The sequence below is a fragment of the Epibacterium sp. ABZ3_068 genome, assembly GCF_056159265.1.
Map to the genome: position 1 here is coordinate 408,832 of NZ_JBSWUV010000001.1, position 16,697 is coordinate 425,528.

A 16,697-nucleotide genomic window follows, 5' to 3' on the forward strand; every position below is an offset into this window, starting at 1 on the left:
CTATGGGTGACGTGATGGGGTAAAAAGGGCGCAGGACGACAGGCGTCAGGCGACAGAGCGAATGAACTGTTGCAGGTTCGGCGATTGCGGATCGCCAAAGATCTGCTCAGGCGGGCCTTCTTCCTCGATCCGGCCATCACGCAAATAGATCACGTGGCTGGCCACATCGCGGGCAAAGGCCATTTCATGGGTGACCAGCACCATGGTGCGTTTTTCCGCCGCCAGATCCCGGATCACGTTGAGCACTTCGCCCACCAGTTCCGGATCAAGCGCCGAGGTCGGTTCATCAAACAGCATGGCCAGCGGGTCCACCGCCAGCACCCGCGCAATGGCCGCGCGCTGCTGCTGTCCACCGGACATAAAGGCCGGATAGACGTCTTCCTTTTCAGCCAGTCCAACACGGGCGAGCACGTCGCGACCACGTGCAACCGCCTGCTCCTTGGGTACGCCAAGGACATGGATCGGGACTTCGATCACATTCTGCAAAACGGTGCGATGTGGCCACAGGTTAAAGTTCTGAAACACCATCCCAAGCTGCGACCGGATCCGCTGCACCTGTTTCGGCGAAGCGGGCTCCATTGCGTTGGTCCCCAACTGGCGCATCTCATAGGCTTCGCCCTGGATCGCAATGCGACCCGAGCTTGGCTTTTCGAGCATATTGATACAGCGCAGCATTGTTGATTTTCCGGATCCAGAGCCCCCGATCACGGCAACCACGTCGCCCGGATAAGCGGTCATTGAAACGCCTTTCAGCACCTCTATCGCGCCATAGCTCTTGTGCAGATCGCGGATTTCAATCGCGGGATCTTGTGTCATCTTCTCTCCTGTTGGCCCCGTTTGGCGGCGCTTTTGCGCTCTTCACGGGTCTGTGCGAGTCTCGCCCTGTTGTACGACTGTAAAACAGGGAAAGCACATTTCGGGCGTTTTCTGCAAGCCGATAGCGTGTCTGCACCATGTTTGGCCGGTGTCAGACGGGCGTGCGCGCCTCTTTGGGTGTTAATCTCTCAACGCTTGGTCAAGATCGCGGATCAGATCGTCCACGGTCTCAAGCCCGACGCTCAGCCGGAACAGACCATCGCCTGCATAGGCGCGGTAATCGGCCAGTTGTTCTCCCTGCAGTTTATAGGTGGATTTCATCATCACATCGGTGTCGAGCAGCGTCAGAAGGCTGCGCTGATGGCCCACGGAAAAGGCATAGTGGATCACCTTCAGACGGTCCGCAAACCTCTGTTCTGTCGCGGCCAAGTCATTGGTTTCAAAGCTGATCAATGCGCCGGGCAGATCCATCTGTTGGGCGATCAGATCCACCTGCGGATGGCTGTCCAGACTTGGATGAAGCACACGTTTGACACGCGGATGGTCCTCCAGAAACCGGGCGATTTGGCTGGCGCTGTCGCTCATGGTTTTCATGCGGGGATAAAGCGTGTCGATCCCACGCAGGATCAGCCAGGCGTTCATCGCGCTGAGCGTAGATCCCAGGTAGACGCCGCTGCGGGCGCGGATTTTGGCAATCAGGGACTGGCTTCCGGCGACCGCCCCGCCCATGGCATCCCCGTGACCGTTGATGAATTTGGTCAGCGAATGAATCACCAGATCGCAGCCAAAATTCAGCGGCCGACAGGCAACCGGCGTTGCCAAAGTCGAATCCACACTGACCAGCGCGCCGCCCTGATGAGCAATTTCGCTGATCCGGGCGAGGTCCGTGAACCGCAAAAGCGGATTACAGGGGCTCTCGCAATGCACCAGTTTGGTATTGGGTCGCATCGCTGCTGCCAGCGCGTCAGGATCGGACAGATTGACCTGGCTGACCTCGATCCCGAAATCGGGCAGTACACCGCGGGCCAGCTCGGCCGCACCGGCATAGCATACATCGCTGATAATCAGGTGATCACCCGCCTTCAACAGCCCCAGAAACGTCGCCGAGATCGCCCCAACACCGCTGGCGGTGCACATGGCCTGTTCGGCCTCTTCCAGGGCGGCGACACGCTGTTCCAGCTCAATCACCGTCGGGTTTGTCCAGCGCGCATACATATAGGGCAGCGCGGTCAGATCCTCGACCCCATCCGCCGAAAAGGCCCCCTCTCCCGGAGTAACCATATTGTTCACCGACATGGAGATATTGGGCTGGATCGCCCGCGTGCGGGGGTCAATCACCAACCCGGCATCAAGCGCCAAAGTCTCGCGACCAAGGGTCTGTGGCTGCGGGATCTGCATTTTGGGGTCGATGGTGGTCATGAGGGTCTGTCGCTTTCGTCAGGCTGGCTTGGCAGAAATCTTGCAGCGAAAAAACGACCCCTTGGCAGCGAAATTGAACCAGATGCGCCTACTTCAGGGCGCAAGTGAATTGAAAGCGCCCCAAATGGAGCGTCAGCGGTCTTCATCCAGCAGCGGCAGCGCCAGTCCGGTTTTCAGCGACTTCAGCACCACATGGGTGGTGACGCGACGGATCTGGCGGTGGGCTTTCATCATCTCAGCCGAGATGTCATCGTAATGTTCCGTGTCCCGTGCGAGGATAATCACCACGAGATCCAACGAACCGGTCACATAGTAAAGCTGCTGGATATTGTCATTCTGCGCCACCCATTCGCGGAACCGACCCAGCGCCTCATAGTTTTCACGCTCGATCTCGACCCCGGCGACAAAGGTCATCATATTGCCCGCGGCCTTGGGATTTACCACCACGACCTCTCCGGTGATGACATTTTCCGCCTTCAGCTTGCGAATGCGGCGTTGCACAGCAGAGGCGGACAGGCCCACCCGATCCGCGATCACATCCACCTTGGTCTGGGCATCACGTTGCAACAGGTCAAGGATACGGCGGTCAAAACTGTCAAGCTGCATGAAAGAAACCTTTGTCATGTTGGCGCGCCCACTTATTGTACAATTGAACAACAAGAAAGGAAGCCCACCCGCCCCAACGAGAGGTTTGAAAGTGGAACCGCTTGAACCCGCGCGTTTATTGAACAAATGTAGATCTACAAAACGCGCGACACAGGCGCAGGGCCGGGACAGGCCAACCCGTGGCAGGATGAGGACACCCACCCAGATGACGCGCAAGACTTTTCAACGCCTGTCGGAAGACGTGCGCCGCCGTGAGCTGATCGAAGCCACGTTGAATGTGGTCGCCGACCATGGGCTGCATGCGGCCACCGCGCGGAAAATCGCGGCGGAGGCCGGTGTGTCAGCCGGCCTGATCCGCCACTATTTTGCCTCTAAGGATGAGATGGTGCGCGAGGCCTATGCCTATCTGATCGGGATGCTCACCGGTCAGGCCGCACGGGATGCGGATGCGCCGGACCGTTCGGCCGAAAGCCGTCTGGCGTCCTTTATCGCGCGCAACCTGTCCGAGCCAAACCTGTCGAGTTTCAAGGTCTCTTTATGGGCGACATTTATTGGCGTGGTGCGGTCAGATCCTGAATTTGATCGTATTCACAAGGAGTCTTATGGTGAGTTTCTGGAAATTCTCGAAGGGCTGATCCCCGAGGTTCTGGCCGCCCACGGGCGCAGTGTTGCCGCAGCAGAGATCAAGCGCCTGTCGATTGTGGTAAACGGTGTCATTGACGGGCTGTGGCTGGAAGGATCGCTGGAGCACGGGATTTACGACCCTTCGGGGCTGGCCGAAATCGGCGTCTCCGCCTGCGAGGATCTGTTGCACCTCCCCAAGGGAACGCTCACCCGGCATCTTGGCACAGAAACAGGAGAGTAACCCGATGCGTTATGCAGATCTGACAGAGCGGCTGCGTGATTTGGGCGGCGACAAATGGGCAGTCTATTCCGCAGCGCGCGACCGCATTGCACGCGGCGAAGACATTGTTGAACTCACCATAGGTGAGCCGGAGATTACCCCCGACCCGGCGTTGATCGAGGCTTGCATCCGGTCCTTGCGCGCAGGACGGACCAAATATTCCAACGGGCGGGGCGAGCCCGGTTTGATTGACGCTCTGGTTCAGACCTACGCCCCCCGCATGGCCGGGATGAGCCGCGACAATGTGATCTGCCTGCCGGGCACGCAGACCGCGCTTTATGCAGTGATGCAGACCTTGGTGCAGTCCGGTGACGGCGTGCTGGTGGGCGATCCCTATTACGCAACCTATGAAGGGGTCGTGCATGCCACAGGGGCCCATGTACAACCAATTCCCTTGCGCAGCGCACATGGGTTTGTCTTGCAGCCCGAAGATCTGGAACAGGCCATCACACCCGCCAGCCGCGTCCTGCTGCTGAACACGCCTCATAACCCAACCGGGGCTGTCATCGACCGGGAAACGCTGGCAGAACTAGGTGCTTTGGCGATCCGCCACGACCTGTGGATTGTCTGTGATGAGGTCTATGAGAGGCTGACCTTCGGCGATGGTTTTGCCTCTCCTCTTGAGCAGAGCGCGCTGCAAGATAGAACCGTAGTGGTGTCCTCAATCTCCAAGGCCTTTGCCGCGCCGGGGTTTCGCAGCGGCTGGGCCATTGGCCCGACAGCCTTCACCGAACGCCTGCTTCCCGTGGCTGAAACCATGCTATTTGGCAACCAGCCCTTTATTGCCGATATGACCGAGGCCGCCTTGTTGGGTGATTTCGACACAGCAGCACAGATGCGGCAGGATTTTGAACGCCGCGCCAAACGGGTTCTGGCGCAGGTTGCAAAGCGCCCCACCCTCAGCGCGACCATGCCCAAAGGCGGTATGTTTGTGATGATTGACGTCTCGGCCACCGGCCTGTCCGGAGAGGCATTTGCCTGGCAGCTGCTTGAAACGCATGGCGTTGCCGTTATGCCGGGCAGCTCTTTTGGAGCGCAGGCGCAGACCCTGATCCGTGTTGCCCTGACAGTTCCGGATCATGTGCTGGACACCGCGCTGGAACGGATATTGCAGTTTGCAGCACAGCTCCTGCCGCAATCCGCCGACTGATGTCGGCACAGGCGTTTCTTGGCCGTGTTGCATCCTTCTTCCGTTGTAAGGGAACCGTTTCGTGATTAAACTCTGACGGTGAAACCACAGCCAAAGGACCCATTGATCATGTCAGACGAAGTTGCACATCTGTTGACCCCACAGGATTGCCTGGTGGCGTTAATGGTGGCTGTGTCTGCATCGGATGAGAACATCCGAACCGCGGAGCTGATCAAAATTCAAAACTCGGTCAATATGCTGCCGGTTTTTGCAGAATATGACGCAGATCGCACAACCGCCGTAAGCCAGACAGTCTATGATCTTTTTGAACAGGAAGACGGCCTGGACGCTCTGTTTGGATTGATCCGGGACAACCTGCCGGAACGCCTGTTTGAAACCGCCTATGCGCTGGCCTGTGACGTCGCTGCGGCGGATGGCAATCTGGCAGAGCCGGAACTGCGCCTGCTGGAGGAAATCCGCTACGAGCTGAACATCGACCGGCTTCATGCCGCAGCGATCGAACGCGGGGCCCGCGCACGCCACATTACCTAAGGATGCAATACCCGCGCTGGGTCAGCGGCCATAAACCGCGTCCCAGCGTTCAATCAGCTGCTGCTGCAGCGTTTTTGCCTGACGGTTCCACCCCCGCGCGCCTTCCGGACGTTCGCGTTCTGCCCGGCTAAGCGCATTGCGGGTTTTCTGATCTGCGCTAAAAATGGCAAAGGCCAGTTCGGTTCCGTCAGCTGCGGTCATAAACCCGCCAAGACCCGAGACAAAATTCAACGTCCCCGTCTTGGCTGCAACTTTGATCGGGTGCCCTTTTATCACACGGCCATTTCCATCCCGTAAAGGAAAGGGTTTCAGCAAAGGTTTCAGCTGCCCCTCTTTATGCGCGGTGATCAGCGCGCCCACCAGATCGCTTGGCGTCATCCGGGATTTCTCTCCCAGTCCAGAGTGATCCACCAGCGCGATGTCTTTCATCCCGTAGCGATCCCGCGCCCAGCGGTTCATGACATCGGCGGATTGAGCCAGAGTTTTGGCCGCAACCCCACGCGCGCGGGAGGCCGACATGCCGATCATCTCAGCCATCAGATTGTTGGAGTATTTCAGCATCGCCTTGAGCATCACCGACAAAGGCGGGCTTTGATGAACGGCAACCACCTGCCCACGCGGAGCATGAGGGGCCTCCTTTGGGGCGCGCAGCGCGATCCCATGAGACCGCGCCAAGGTGCGAAAAACATCTCCTGCGTAGACGGCCGGTTTGCGTACCGGCAGCCAGCGCGCGCCCCCTTTGCCAAGGGCCGCATTGGCCACGGTCCATTGGTCCACATCGCCTTTGCTGGCATAGGTATAAACAGGCAGGCTGCGTGCTGCGACCTGCATCCGGGCCATCGACACAGCCGGGCGATATTTCTCGGTCCGGGCATCCATAGAGACGTCCCAGCCGCTGCCCCCGCGTTTCCACTCGAAATGAACCCGGTTGAAATTCAAAGCAATGCCGGAAATCGCAGGGCTATACCCCACGTGATCGGGCTGTCCCGGGTCTATCGTCTTGATCGCGGGCAGCGCCCCGTCCCAGACCCGAAACGCGCCGCGTACTTCGCGGATACCGGCCGTTTTCAGACTGCGGGCCAACTGGGCCAGATGGTCCGTGTTCAGCATACTGTCGCCACCGCCCGAGAGCACGAGATCCCCGTCCAGCACACCGCCTGTAACAGGGCCCGTTGCCACCAGTTCGGTGGAAAACCGATGCGACGGCCCCAAAGTGTCCAGCGCATAAAGCGCGGTCAGGGCCTTGGCCACACTGGCCGGCGGCAAGGCCGTCGTCCCACCTTCGGCTTCCAGCAGCTTTCCTGTTGCCACATCGCCAACAGCACAGGCCACCGTGCCCCGAAGACCTGCGCGGGCCAACAGCCCCTTGAGCCCGCCATTGAACGAGGCGCTGACCGGTCCGCCGACACGGGCCTTCGGGCGCAAAGACACCAGCGGTGCATTTGCATGGGCAGTTCTCGCCCCAAGACCAAACATCAGGCCGGAAATAAGGAAATTACGACGGTCCATCATCGTGCCGATTTTTGTTCCTAATACTTGCGAAACGACAAACGATCCGCCGAAATTTGGCAAGTCACTCTTGCGTTTTTTTCCAGGTTTCGCCGCCTTGGCGGCGCCCTGTGGCCCAATCGCCGCGGGCGCGGATCTTGGTGGAGGATTGATTGACCATCGGCACATTGATGAAACACCAGGCCGGAGCTGATGCTTGTGCCAAAAGCTGGCTTTGCCGACCTTTCAGCAATGCGCGGCGATAGACCTTGGCAGCCGGTGACAATCGGGCGCGGATACGATCCCCCGGTCGGGCCAGAATTCCCACGGGAACGGTTTCCAGAATATCGGTCCAGTCTTTCCAATGGTGGAAGTGAACCAGATTGTCCGCCCCCATCAACCAGACAAACCGCACCCCCGGATGACCGGCGCGCAGAGACCGCAGTGTTTCGGCTGTATACCGGGTACGCAGACAGCATTCGATATCGCTGACATGTATCCGAGGGTGTTTGACCAGGCGCCGCGCCGCAGCCAGACGGCGCTCCATCGCTGCAGGCGCATGCTCCTTCAACGGATTGCCCGGAGACACCAGCCAGATCAGCTGATCCAGACCAAAACGGCGCAAGGCCGCCTCACTGATGGCGACATGGCCAGCATGCGGCGGATCAAAAGACCCTCCCAAAAGACCAACAGTCTGGCCCGGTCGAATATGTGGGAAACGATATGGCACGAAGGCACTGATGCACAGAAAATCAGACAAGATCAATCAGAAGGAGATGAATTTTCTGACACAGCTCGCAACAAATAGTTGACGTGGGTCAACTATTGACTTAATGCAACCACATGACACTTGATCCGATTGCCCGCATCCGCCGTTTTAACCGCGCCGTCACAACCGAGGTTGGCGCACTTGATACCTCATTTCTGGGCCGTGGCCGACCGCTGGGCCATGCCCGTGTGCTTCATGCCATCGACCATTTTGGCAGTGATCTGGGCGTGATCCGCCGACATCTGGATCTGGATAAGGCGGTCATGAGCCGGTCCCTGAAGGCGCTGGAGCAAGAAGGGCTGATCCGACTGGAGACCGACCGGGGGGATGCGCGCAAACGCCGTGCCATCCTGACCGAAACAGGCCGGTATGAGGCCGCCGCCTATAACGCCCTGTCGGACGGTCAGGCCCGGTCGCTTTTGGACCGTCACCCGCGCCCTGATGCGCTGCTGGCGGCGATGGATCTGGTCGCCTCGGCACTGACGGCAGAGCGAATGGAGCTGCGCCCGATGGATCCCCGCGCCCCAAAAGCGGTGCATTGCCTTGAAGAATATTACGGTGAACTGGCCAACCGCCTGTCGCGCGGCTTTGACGTGGCTCTTTCTGCGGATCCGGAGGCAACTGACATGCAGCCACCGCGTGGGGCATTCTTTGTGGCCCTTTCCGATGGGTTGCCGCAGGGCTGCGCGGGTCTTAAGGGCACGGACAAAGGATACGCCGAGATCAAGCGCCTGTGGGTCGCGCCCTCTGCCCGCGGACTGGGGCTGGCGCAGCGGCTGATGAGCGCCTGTGAGACGGCCGCGCGAGACCTCGGCATCACGTGCTTGCGGCTGGACACCAACTCTGCCCTGCCGGAAGCGGCGCGCCTTTACCGCAAACTCGGCTGGACAGAGATTGAACGATTTAACGAAGACCCCTATCCCGATCTGTTCTTTGAAAAGTTGCTCTGACGCGTGTTTTTTGAAGCGCAAGGGCCGCGCCTGATGGTCTGCGCGGCCCCTGTTGGGAATTAAGTATTTTTGAAAAGATGAAAGCCCGAGCGTTACGCGCGGTCGATCCGGGCCGAGAAACAGCCACGCTGCGCATAATGAGCGTGGATATAGGCGATTTCGGGGTTTTCAAACAGCCGCAGGATCTGGGGTTCGATCCCCTCCCCCGTTGCCAGAGCTGCGTCCACGATGTTTCCCGCATTGTCGATCCCGCGCAGCGCCAGAGTGCGACGTCGCATGACTTCGGGCACGATGCCGGTGCGATCATAGGCGACGTCGGCACCTTCTTTGACATAAATCGCGTGGCGCGACCGATAGGGGCTGTCGACGGGCAGGTGTTCGTAGTTCAGGAGCAGCGCCGTGTCACCGGGGTTCATATCCGTCATGGTGATGCGATCGGGACAGGCGTCGGGTTCATCCACATGGTGGCGCTGGATATGTCTTTCGGCAAGCTCCGCGTCCGAGAGGCCAAAGAGGGGCGCAAACTGCGCGGGGGCCAGGCCGGTGATGCGATAGGTCATAAGCGTCTCTCCAATTAAATGAGGTCTGCTTGTGGGTTTATGGGGCGCAATCGGCCGGAGCAGCCCGGATCTTGCACTTTTTTTTAACCTCTGGCGTTCAAGAACCTTTCTACCCCGCCTTCGCTCTCTCAAAGCGCGAAGAATAAAAGATACCGAGAACTAAAACGCCAACCCAGGCCCCCAAAATTTGCAAAAGTCCAGAAGGGTTACAAACTATGAGTAGAGTTTGCTCTCCCGGGATGGGACCAGATGCCATTATGAGCCCGCAGAGCACCAATACAAGAATTAGAACCCTGCGAAGGCAAAAGCGCAAGAGCACCAGCACAACAAGCAAGAAAACCGCACTCATGATTGCGCCGATGAAAAAGGAAACTGATAACGGCACCAATTGCGAACAATCCTCGCCTTTGTGCCAATGGCCAACCTGAAACCGGAAGATACCCTGAAGGGAAAAACCTGCGTAGACGAACAGAAGCATCGGCATAGCGAGTATACGCGCACACAATTTAAAGGCCGCAAAAAACATAAAATCCGGAAACCTCCATTCGTGTCCACCTTATGTACGCAAAGTTCTAATCGTCGCGAGACATTGCCCGACAGTTAAAAACGTCTTCTTTCAAAAGTTATTAAATATTAGATACTTAAAAACTATATCACAAGCACCAAGTTCGCTTGCGTAAACAACCCCAATTGCCCCCGCCCCTGCCATCCGCTATCACGTCCGGCAAACTCATTCCCCTCTTTGACGGAGCTTTGCCATGGCGGCCTATCAATATGTCTACCACATGCAGGGGGTCTCTAAGACCTACCCCGGTGGCAAGAAATGCTTTGAAAACATCCACCTGTCCTTCCTGCCCGGCGTGAAAATCGGTGTGGTCGGTGTCAACGGTGCCGGTAAATCGACTCTGATGAAGATCATGGCCGGTCTCGATAAGGATTTCACCGGCGAGGCCTGGGCGGCGGAAGGGGCCAAGGTTGGCTATCTGCCGCAAGAGCCGCAGCTGGATGAAAGCCTGACCGTGCGCGAAAACGTCATGCTGGGCGTGGCCGAGAAAAAAGCCAAAGTGGATCGGTTCAACCAGATCGCGGTTGAGATGGCCGAGAACTACACTGATGAGCTGATGGAGGAGATGACCAAGCTGCAGGATGCAATCGACGCGGACAATCTGTGGGATCTGGACAGCCAGATTGACGTCTCGATGGAGGCGCTGCGCTGCCCGCCGGATGATGCTCCGATCAAGGATCTGTCAGGGGGTGAACGCCGCCGTGTGGCCTTGTGCAAGCTGCTTCTGGAAGCGCCGGACATGCTGCTGCTCGACGAACCGACCAACCACCTGGACGCCGAGACCATCGCCTGGCTGCAACAGCACCTGATCGACTACAAGGGCACCATCCTCTGCGTGACCCACGACCGCTATTTCCTGGACGATATCACCAGCTGGATTCTGGAACTGGATCGTGGGCGCGGCATTCCTTACGAGGGCAACTACTCCAGCTGGCTGGAGCAGAAGGCCAAACGTCTGGAGCAGGAAGCGCGCGAAGACAAATCCAAGCAAAAGACGCTGGAACGCGAATTGGAGTGGATGCGTCAGGGTCAAAAGGCCCGTCAGGCGAAATCCAAAGCGCGTATTGCGGCCTATAACGAGATGGCCTCGCAGTCCGAACGTGAGAAGGTCGGCCGCGCCCAGATCGTCATTCCAAACGGTCCGCGCCTGGGCTCCAAAGTGATCGAAGTGTCCGGTCTGAAAAAGGGCTTTGGCGACACGGTGCTGGTTGAGGGGCTGGAGTTCTCGCTGCCGCCGGGTGGCATCGTCGGTGTGATCGGCCCCAACGGCGCCGGTAAGTCGACCCTGTTCAAGATGCTGACCGGTCAGGAACAACCTGACGAGGGCACCGTGGAATATGGGGACACCGTCAAACTGTCCTATGTGGATCAGTCCCGTGATGATCTGAACGACAATGAAACCGTCTGGGAAGCGATTTCCGGCGGGGCTGAGATTATTGAACTGGGCGACGCACAGGTGAACTCGCGCGCCTATTGTTCCTCATTCAATTTCAAGGGCGGCGACCAGCAAAAACCGCTCAACCTGCTGTCCGGTGGTGAACGCAACCGTGTCCATATGGCGCGTTTGTTGAAAGAAGGCGGCAACGTCCTGCTGCTTGACGAACCGACCAACGATCTGGACGTGGAGACGCTGCGGGCCTTGGAGGACGCGCTGGTGGATTTCGCGGGCTGCGCCGTGGTCATCTCGCACGATCGTTTCTTCCTCGACCGGATCTGTACCCACATCCTGGCGTTTGAAGGTGACGCGCATGTGGAGTGGTTCGAGGGCAACTTTGAGGATTACGAGGAAGACAAAAAGCGCCGCCTCGGCCCCGATGCGCTGGAGCCCAAGCGCCTGAAGCACAAGAAATTTGTGCGGTAAACCTACGCTTCATCGCTTATTCAAAGAAAAAGCCCCGCCTGGGGCTTTTTCCATTTTGGTTTCCGTTTAATTCAAGATGTTTGCCTAACGTTTACAGCTCGACCGAAGGCCTCGCGATGCGAGCACCCCAAAATCTAGCGAGAGCTTAGCGGCTCTGTGTGATCCTCTGGCGGGGATAAGCGATGGTGGCCTCGGGTCGCCCGTCTCGAAGGAAAGGTCAGTCGCGGAACGTATGGCGCCGCGCCACGTCCGATTTGTAGATCACCGCACAGGTCAAGCTCGCCGCCGATTCCAGTGGCTCTCCCGCTCGGCTCATCGGGCGAACATACACTGAACGTTAACCTTTCAGCCCTGCACACATGTGCATCGGCAAAGGGTCGCCACAGAACCGTAAAATCCTTGGGAGAAACCATTTAAAGGGCCTAAATTCCACGTTTCTCCCCGCTGGAATCTCTTGCCGCAACGAAATTCCGCTGCCATATCTATAGGTGCTACTGCTTCTTTATCGACCAGCTGTTGTCCCCCTTGGGCGGCGTTCAGTCTTTCGATCAAGACTTGAATGCCGGGCTGTCGCATCCCCGCGGACAGCAACAACAAATTGGAGAGACCCGATGCCTACAGGCACCGTAAAATGGTTCAACACCACCAAAGGCTATGGCTTCATCGCACCCGATGATGGCGGCAAAGACATCTTTGTACATATTTCTGCTGTTGAGCGCGCAGGCCTGACCGGTCTGGCAGACAACCAGAAAGTAACCTTTGAACTGCGCGCTGGCCGTGATGGTCGCGAAAGCGCAGATCAGATCGAACTGGCCTAAGCCTTTTCATTCGATCGGTTCGCGATGCAGCCCGCCATATGGTGGGCTGTTTTGCGTTTGAGGGGTGCTGCACTCAGGGTTTCTGGGCATTGCAAGGCCACGCGCACATTGGTAAAGAAAGTTTACCAGTTGCCAGAAGGGGTGCATCATGCCCGTGATTACAAATATCCAGGACCTCAAACGCATCTATGAGCGCCGTGTGCCGCGGATGTTCTTTGACTATGCCGAAAGCGGCAGCTGGACCGAACAGACCTTTCGAGAGAACACCTCGGATTTTGACCAGATCCGTCTGCGCCAGCGCGTCGCCGTGGATATGGCCGGGCGGTCGACGACCAGCCAGATGATCGGACAGGATGTGGCGATGCCCGTGGCACTGGCTCCGGTGGGGATGACGGGTATGCAAAGCGCCGATGGAGAGATCAAGGCGGCGCGGGCTGCCGAAAGCTTTGGCGTGCCTTTTACCCTGTCCACCATGTCCATCAATTCAATCGAAGAGGTCGCAGAGGCGACGAACAAACCCTTTTGGTTCCAGCTCTATACGATGAAGGACATGGATTATACCGCGCGCCTGATCCAGCGGGCCAAGGATGCGGGCTGCTCGGCTCTGGTGATCACGCTGGATCTGCAGATCCTCGGCCAACGGCACAAGGATCTGAAAAACGGGTTGTCCGCCCCACCAAAGCTGACCCCCAAAACCATCGCCAACCTGATGACAAAATGGCGCTGGGGGATTGAGATGCTCGGCGCGAAACGTCGTGACTTTGGTAATATTGTTGGCCACGTCGACGGGATTTCGGACACATCATCACTCAGCTCCTGGACTGCGGAACAGTTTGATCCGACGCTGGATTGGAGCAAGATTGAGCGGTTGATGGAGATGTGGGGCGGCAAAGTGATCCTGAAAGGGATTCTGGATGCCGAAGACGCCAAGATGGCCGCCAAACTGGGCGCGGATGCCATTGTGGTATCAAACCATGGCGGACGCCAGCTGGACGGTGCCCTGTCATCGATCCGCATGTTGCCTGCAATTATGGATGCGGTCGGCGATCAGGTAGAGGTTCATCTGGACAGCGGTATCCGCTCGGGCCAAGACGTTCTGAAGGCGGTGGCCATGGGTGCCAAGGGCACGATGATCGGCCGGGCTTTTGTCTATGGTTTGGGGGCAATGGGGCAACAGGGCGTAACCCGCGCTCTGGAAGTGATCCACAAAGAGCTGGACACCACCATGGCGCTGTGCGGCGAGAAGAACGTGGCCAATCTGGGCCGTCACAACCTGCTGATCCCCGAGGATTTTAGCGGACGCTGGCAGGATCAGTAACGCACTTCCCGCTTCAAGTCGGGCGGCAACTCGCTGCCCGGCCTCCTCATGTTTGCAGGTTCAAAGCCCTGTGACAATTCGGTCCTGAAACCAGAACAGGGCCGGATAGGCACACAGCCAGATCCAGAAAAACCGGTTCAGGCCAAAGAAGCAGGCATTGGACAGGTGAAACGCGGCGGTGCAGGCCAGCGCCAGTTTCAGGGCAAGCGGATCCAGAAGAGCCAGCGGAAACAGGATCTCAAGCAGCATGACGGCCCAGCCCATGGCCCACAGGACCCGTGGCCGGTCTGCCCAGCTGCGCAGACCTTCGCTGACGGGATAGGCGGAGTAGCGGAACACATCATTAAGCGCAGAGCCTGACCGCCAGGCGGGGTTCCAGACCTTGACCCAGCCCGAGACAAAATAGGACAGCACCAGCTGCACCGCGAGGTAGGACAGCGCCATCTCCTGCCAGAACCGATCCGGGGCCAGCTGCACCAGACATAGGCAGGTGAGGATCAGCAGGGTCATCTTGTCACTGCCGCCATTATAAGGCCCCTGGAACCGGTGCAGCATCCACAGCCCCACACCCCATAACCCATACATGGCCCACGGCGCGCCCTGCCCCGCCGCCACCGCCAACGCAAGTGCCAGCCGCAGGGCAAAGATCATCCGATGCTGCGCCGCCAGATGTCCGGGCTTCATATGTTCCAGGCTTTGCTGAGCAATGGCGAGGCCCAGCAGGACCTGCATCAGACGCAGAGTAAATTCAAACGTCATGCCGCCCGCCTCCTGAGACCGGAAAGCGCGGTGGGCGGGCTTTCATATTCCACGGACTTCACAAGCGCGTCGCCCTCGCGCGCGATGAACACCAGCCGGATCTGAAGCAGCCCTTCGTCTGCATCCAGAACCCGGGCCACACGGATCAGGAGCTCATCCAGACTGTGCTGGCTCGGCTCTTCGATCATCCGCTCGGCGCAGGCGACCAGAAACAGCTGCTCGTTCCAGTCGGGGTTCCAGACCATCCGGCGCACAAAGGTCGCGGGCGCAAGCCTTGCCGGACGCGGGCGATCCTCGACCCAGTCACAGGCAGCCGCCCCCCCAATCACCCGGTATTCCACCCGAGGTGACGGGGCCACGGATTTGAAAAACCGCCAGGAGGGAATCAGCGCAGGCAGCAACAGTGAAATCACGCGCAAAATCACAGGCAGCACGGGTCATCCTTTGGGTCAAAAATCGCAGGAACCGGCCAATCAAGCCGGTCAGGACCACCATAATTCGGTGAATTTAACAGAGGGTTCCCAAAGCATCGGGCTTTTGCAGTTCACCCTCTTCCCAAACCGGGGAAACTGGTGTAAGCGGCGGGCTTCACGCGGGGTGACAGCCTTGGAGGCACCCTGCCCTAGAAACATTGGAGAATTCAAATGGCAAAAGAGATTCCAGATCTCGTCGCCCAGGAACGTGCGGGGACAGGCAAGGGCGCCGCTCGCGCAGCACGTCGTGCTGGCATGGTTCCGGGTGTGGTTTACGGTGGTGAAGTTGATCCGCTGGCAATCCAGATCCCGTTCAACGAACTGCTGAAAAAGCTGAAAGCTGGCAAGTTCAAATCCACCTTGTGGAACCTGAAGGTTGAAGGCCAGGAAGACGTTCGCGTCATCTGCCGCGACGTTCAACGTGACGTGGTCAAAGACCTGCCGACACACTTTGACCTGATGCGCCTGCGCCGCACCTCGAAGATCAACCTGTACATCCCGGTTGAGTTCATCAACGAGGAAGCAGCACCCGGCGTCAAAAAAGGCGGTGTTGTAACCGTTGTTCGTTCCGAAGTTGAGCTGATCGTAACCGCTGGTGACATCCCTGATAAACTGGTTGTTGACCTGACCGGCAAAGAAATCGGCGATGTGATCCACATCTCCGACGTTGAACTGCCTGCAGGCGCAAAGCCGACGATCGACCGTGACTTTGTTGTTGCAAACCTCGCCGCACCGTCTGGTCTGGCCGCAGCTGCCAGCGACGAAGCCGAAGGCGAAGAAGAAGCCGCGGAATAATAAGACCTGTGCAGCTTGCACGGTTTTGAGAAAGGGGCCCCTGTGGCCCCTTTTTGCTGTCAAACCGGGCTTTGATACGTGCTAACCTCGGCCTATGCCCTGCTCTGGTCCACCTGTTTTTCATCATGGCGCCGCCCCTGCCCGAATCGCTGTCCTACACGGTGGTCCCGGCGGCGCAGGTGAGGTTGCGCCTTTGGCACGGGCGTTGGGCGCACGGGGTTACGGGGTGCTGGAGCCTTATCAGACGGCGCCCAGCATCAGCGGACAGATTGAGGAGCTGCGGTCCCTTTTGACAGAGGGCGCGCAAATGCCGGTCACTTTGATTGGTTGGTCCTGGGGAGCCTGGTTGGCCCTGTTGTTCGCCTCCAGGCACCGCAGCATTGTCGACCGGGTGATCCTGATAGGCTGTCCCCCGTTTGATCCAGCACAGGCGCGAACGATTGGGGCCACCCGCATGGCGCGGCTGACCTCTGCGGAACAAAACGCTTTGGCCGACCTCGAAACGCAGCTGGCCGATCCCGAGGCTTTGGCCCGATATCTTGAGCTTTATGACAGGGCCGACAGTGTCGCACGCGACGACAGCCCTGCCCCTTTGGTCACCTTTGATCCGCAAATTCACAAATCGGTCTGGGCCGAGGCTAAAGAGATGCGAGAGTCAGGTGCCTTGCTTCTGGCAGCAGAAACCGTGACCTGCCCCGTGACCGCCATTCATGGTGCCGAAGACCCCCATCCCTTTGGCGATATCTCCCCTGCTCTATCGCCTCGGATAGCGGATTTCACCTTTCATCTCCTGCTGCGATGCGGGCACAAACCCTGGCAGGAACGCCATGCAAAGCTGCGCTTTTTTGAATGCCTGGACCGGGCCCTGTCGCAACAGCCCCCCTGATCGCCCGCCAATCAAACCCAATCGAACCC

The 16,697-nt window shown here is 58.5% G+C and carries 17 protein-coding genes; 9 read left to right on the forward strand and 8 right to left on the reverse strand.

Features of this window, described 5'->3' with window-relative positions; genetic code table 11:
• Positions 1 to 45: 45 nt before the first annotated feature.
• From ACXAEW_RS01965 to ACXAEW_RS01975, 3 genes are all read right to left on the reverse strand, one after another.
• Complete coding sequence (locus ACXAEW_RS01965; protein WP_474939705.1) at positions 46 to 816, reverse strand: ABC transporter ATP-binding protein; 771 nt, start codon at positions 814 to 816, stop codon at positions 46 to 48.
• A 180-nt stretch (positions 817 to 996) separates the two neighbouring features.
• On the reverse strand, positions 997 to 2,235 hold the full coding sequence (locus tag ACXAEW_RS01970; RefSeq protein WP_474939706.1) for a trans-sulfuration enzyme family protein: 1,239 nt from the start codon (positions 2,233 to 2,235) through the stop codon (positions 997 to 999).
• A gap of 132 nt (positions 2,236 to 2,367) precedes the next feature.
• The gene (locus tag ACXAEW_RS01975; RefSeq protein WP_474939707.1) at positions 2,368 to 2,859 is read right to left on the reverse strand and encodes an Lrp/AsnC family transcriptional regulator; all 492 of its coding nucleotides are present in this window, start codon (positions 2,857 to 2,859) and stop codon (positions 2,368 to 2,370) included.
• Positions 2,860 to 3,046: 187 nt separating this feature from the next.
• On the opposite strand from ACXAEW_RS01975, the gene ACXAEW_RS01980 reads away from it, so the two are divergent.
• From ACXAEW_RS01980 to ACXAEW_RS01990, 3 genes are all read left to right on the forward strand, one after another.
• Complete coding sequence (locus tag ACXAEW_RS01980; RefSeq protein WP_474939708.1) at positions 3,047 to 3,706, forward strand: TetR family transcriptional regulator; 660 nt, start codon at positions 3,047 to 3,049, stop codon at positions 3,704 to 3,706.
• A gap of 4 nt (positions 3,707 to 3,710) precedes the next feature.
• Positions 3,711 to 4,895 (forward strand): pyridoxal phosphate-dependent aminotransferase, encoded by a 1,185-nt coding sequence (locus tag ACXAEW_RS01985; RefSeq protein ID WP_474939709.1) that lies wholly within the window; start codon positions 3,711 to 3,713, stop codon positions 4,893 to 4,895.
• A 108-nt stretch (positions 4,896 to 5,003) separates the two neighbouring features.
• The gene (locus ACXAEW_RS01990) at positions 5,004 to 5,426 is read left to right on the forward strand and encodes a tellurite resistance TerB family protein (RefSeq protein WP_474939710.1); all 423 of its coding nucleotides are present in this window, start codon (positions 5,004 to 5,006) and stop codon (positions 5,424 to 5,426) included.
• 21 nt (positions 5,427 to 5,447) lie between these two features.
• Here the strand turns inward: ACXAEW_RS01990 and dacB are convergent, their stop codons facing one another.
• Positions 5,448 to 6,938: a D-alanyl-D-alanine carboxypeptidase/D-alanyl-D-alanine endopeptidase gene (gene dacB, locus ACXAEW_RS01995; protein ID WP_474939711.1), complete on the reverse strand. Its 1,491-nt coding sequence runs from the start codon at positions 6,936 to 6,938 to the stop codon at positions 5,448 to 5,450.
• Between the two features lie 61 nt (positions 6,939 to 6,999).
• Positions 7,000 to 7,644, reverse strand: coding sequence for a nicotinate-nucleotide adenylyltransferase (locus ACXAEW_RS02000; RefSeq protein WP_474939712.1), 645 nt, complete (start codon positions 7,642 to 7,644; stop codon positions 7,000 to 7,002).
• 113 nt (positions 7,645 to 7,757) lie between these two features.
• Here ACXAEW_RS02000 and ACXAEW_RS02005 point away from each other — a divergent pair, with 113 nt between their 5' ends.
• A complete protein-coding gene (locus ACXAEW_RS02005) occupies positions 7,758 to 8,633 on the forward strand; it encodes a bifunctional helix-turn-helix transcriptional regulator/GNAT family N-acetyltransferase (RefSeq protein WP_474939713.1) in 876 nt (291 codons plus the stop codon).
• Positions 8,634 to 8,725: 92 nt separating this feature from the next.
• Here the strand turns inward: ACXAEW_RS02005 and ACXAEW_RS02010 are convergent, their stop codons facing one another.
• Positions 8,726 to 9,193: a DUF1203 domain-containing protein gene (locus tag ACXAEW_RS02010; RefSeq protein WP_474939714.1), complete on the reverse strand. Its 468-nt coding sequence runs from the start codon at positions 9,191 to 9,193 to the stop codon at positions 8,726 to 8,728.
• 758 nt (positions 9,194 to 9,951) lie between these two features.
• Between ACXAEW_RS02010 and ettA the strand changes: the two genes are divergently transcribed.
• From ettA to ACXAEW_RS02025, 3 genes are all read left to right on the forward strand, one after another.
• The gene (ettA, locus tag ACXAEW_RS02015; protein ID WP_474939715.1) at positions 9,952 to 11,619 is read left to right on the forward strand and encodes an energy-dependent translational throttle protein EttA; all 1,668 of its coding nucleotides are present in this window, start codon (positions 9,952 to 9,954) and stop codon (positions 11,617 to 11,619) included.
• A gap of 611 nt (positions 11,620 to 12,230) precedes the next feature.
• Positions 12,231 to 12,437, forward strand: coding sequence for a cold-shock protein (locus ACXAEW_RS02020; RefSeq protein WP_474939716.1), 207 nt, complete (start codon positions 12,231 to 12,233; stop codon positions 12,435 to 12,437).
• A gap of 148 nt (positions 12,438 to 12,585) precedes the next feature.
• A complete protein-coding gene (locus ACXAEW_RS02025) occupies positions 12,586 to 13,755 on the forward strand; it encodes an alpha-hydroxy acid oxidase (RefSeq protein ID WP_474939717.1) in 1,170 nt (389 codons plus the stop codon).
• A 60-nt stretch (positions 13,756 to 13,815) separates the two neighbouring features.
• Here the strand turns inward: ACXAEW_RS02025 and ACXAEW_RS02030 are convergent, their stop codons facing one another.
• Both ACXAEW_RS02030 and ACXAEW_RS02035 read right to left on the reverse strand, forming a co-directional pair.
• On the reverse strand, positions 13,816 to 14,514 hold the full coding sequence (locus ACXAEW_RS02030; protein WP_474939718.1) for an HTTM domain-containing protein: 699 nt from the start codon (positions 14,512 to 14,514) through the stop codon (positions 13,816 to 13,818).
• Entirely contained in the window at positions 14,511 to 14,948 is a 438-nt protein-coding gene (locus ACXAEW_RS02035) for a hypothetical protein (protein WP_474939719.1), read from the reverse strand. Before ACXAEW_RS02035 ends, ACXAEW_RS02030 begins: the two co-directional genes overlap by 4 nt.
• Before the next feature lie 210 nt (positions 14,949 to 15,158).
• Between ACXAEW_RS02035 and ACXAEW_RS02040 the strand changes: the two genes are divergently transcribed.
• Both ACXAEW_RS02040 and ACXAEW_RS02045 read left to right on the forward strand, forming a co-directional pair.
• Positions 15,159 to 15,782: a 50S ribosomal protein L25/general stress protein Ctc gene (locus ACXAEW_RS02040; protein ID WP_474939720.1), complete on the forward strand. Its 624-nt coding sequence runs from the start codon at positions 15,159 to 15,161 to the stop codon at positions 15,780 to 15,782.
• A gap of 193 nt (positions 15,783 to 15,975) precedes the next feature.
• Entirely contained in the window at positions 15,976 to 16,668 is a 693-nt protein-coding gene (locus ACXAEW_RS02045; protein WP_474939721.1) for an alpha/beta fold hydrolase, read from the forward strand.
• Positions 16,669 to 16,697: the final 29 nt, after the last annotated feature.

Excerpts from the sequence above, each read along its gene's own strand:
- ACXAEW_RS02020 (WP_474939716.1), top strand. The coding sequence starts at position 12,231 with ATGCCTACAGGCACCGTAAAATGGTTCAACACCACCAAAGGCTATGGC.
- ACXAEW_RS02030 (WP_474939718.1), bottom strand. The coding sequence starts at position 14,514 with ATGACGTTTGAATTTACTCTGCGTCTGATGCAGGTCCTGCTGGGCCTC.
- ACXAEW_RS01970 (WP_474939706.1), bottom strand. The coding sequence starts at position 2,235 with ATGACCACCATCGACCCCAAAATGCAGATCCCGCAGCCACAGACCCTT.
- ACXAEW_RS02005 (WP_474939713.1), top strand. The coding sequence starts at position 7,758 with ATGACACTTGATCCGATTGCCCGCATCCGCCGTTTTAACCGCGCCGTC.
- ACXAEW_RS01985 (WP_474939709.1), top strand. The coding sequence starts at position 3,711 with ATGCGTTATGCAGATCTGACAGAGCGGCTGCGTGATTTGGGCGGCGAC.
- ACXAEW_RS01965 (WP_474939705.1), bottom strand. The coding sequence starts at position 816 with ATGACACAAGATCCCGCGATTGAAATCCGCGATCTGCACAAGAGCTAT.
- ACXAEW_RS02040 (WP_474939720.1), top strand. The coding sequence starts at position 15,159 with ATGGCAAAAGAGATTCCAGATCTCGTCGCCCAGGAACGTGCGGGGACA.
- ettA (WP_474939715.1), top strand. The coding sequence starts at position 9,952 with ATGGCGGCCTATCAATATGTCTACCACATGCAGGGGGTCTCTAAGACC.
- ACXAEW_RS01990 (WP_474939710.1), top strand. The coding sequence starts at position 5,004 with ATGTCAGACGAAGTTGCACATCTGTTGACCCCACAGGATTGCCTGGTG.
- ACXAEW_RS02010 (WP_474939714.1), bottom strand. The coding sequence starts at position 9,193 with ATGACCTATCGCATCACCGGCCTGGCCCCCGCGCAGTTTGCGCCCCTC.
- dacB (WP_474939711.1), bottom strand. The coding sequence starts at position 6,938 with ATGATGGACCGTCGTAATTTCCTTATTTCCGGCCTGATGTTTGGTCTT.
- ACXAEW_RS01980 (WP_474939708.1), top strand. The coding sequence starts at position 3,047 with ATGACGCGCAAGACTTTTCAACGCCTGTCGGAAGACGTGCGCCGCCGT.
- ACXAEW_RS01975 (WP_474939707.1), bottom strand. The coding sequence starts at position 2,859 with ATGACAAAGGTTTCTTTCATGCAGCTTGACAGTTTTGACCGCCGTATC.
- ACXAEW_RS02025 (WP_474939717.1), top strand. The coding sequence starts at position 12,586 with ATGCCCGTGATTACAAATATCCAGGACCTCAAACGCATCTATGAGCGC.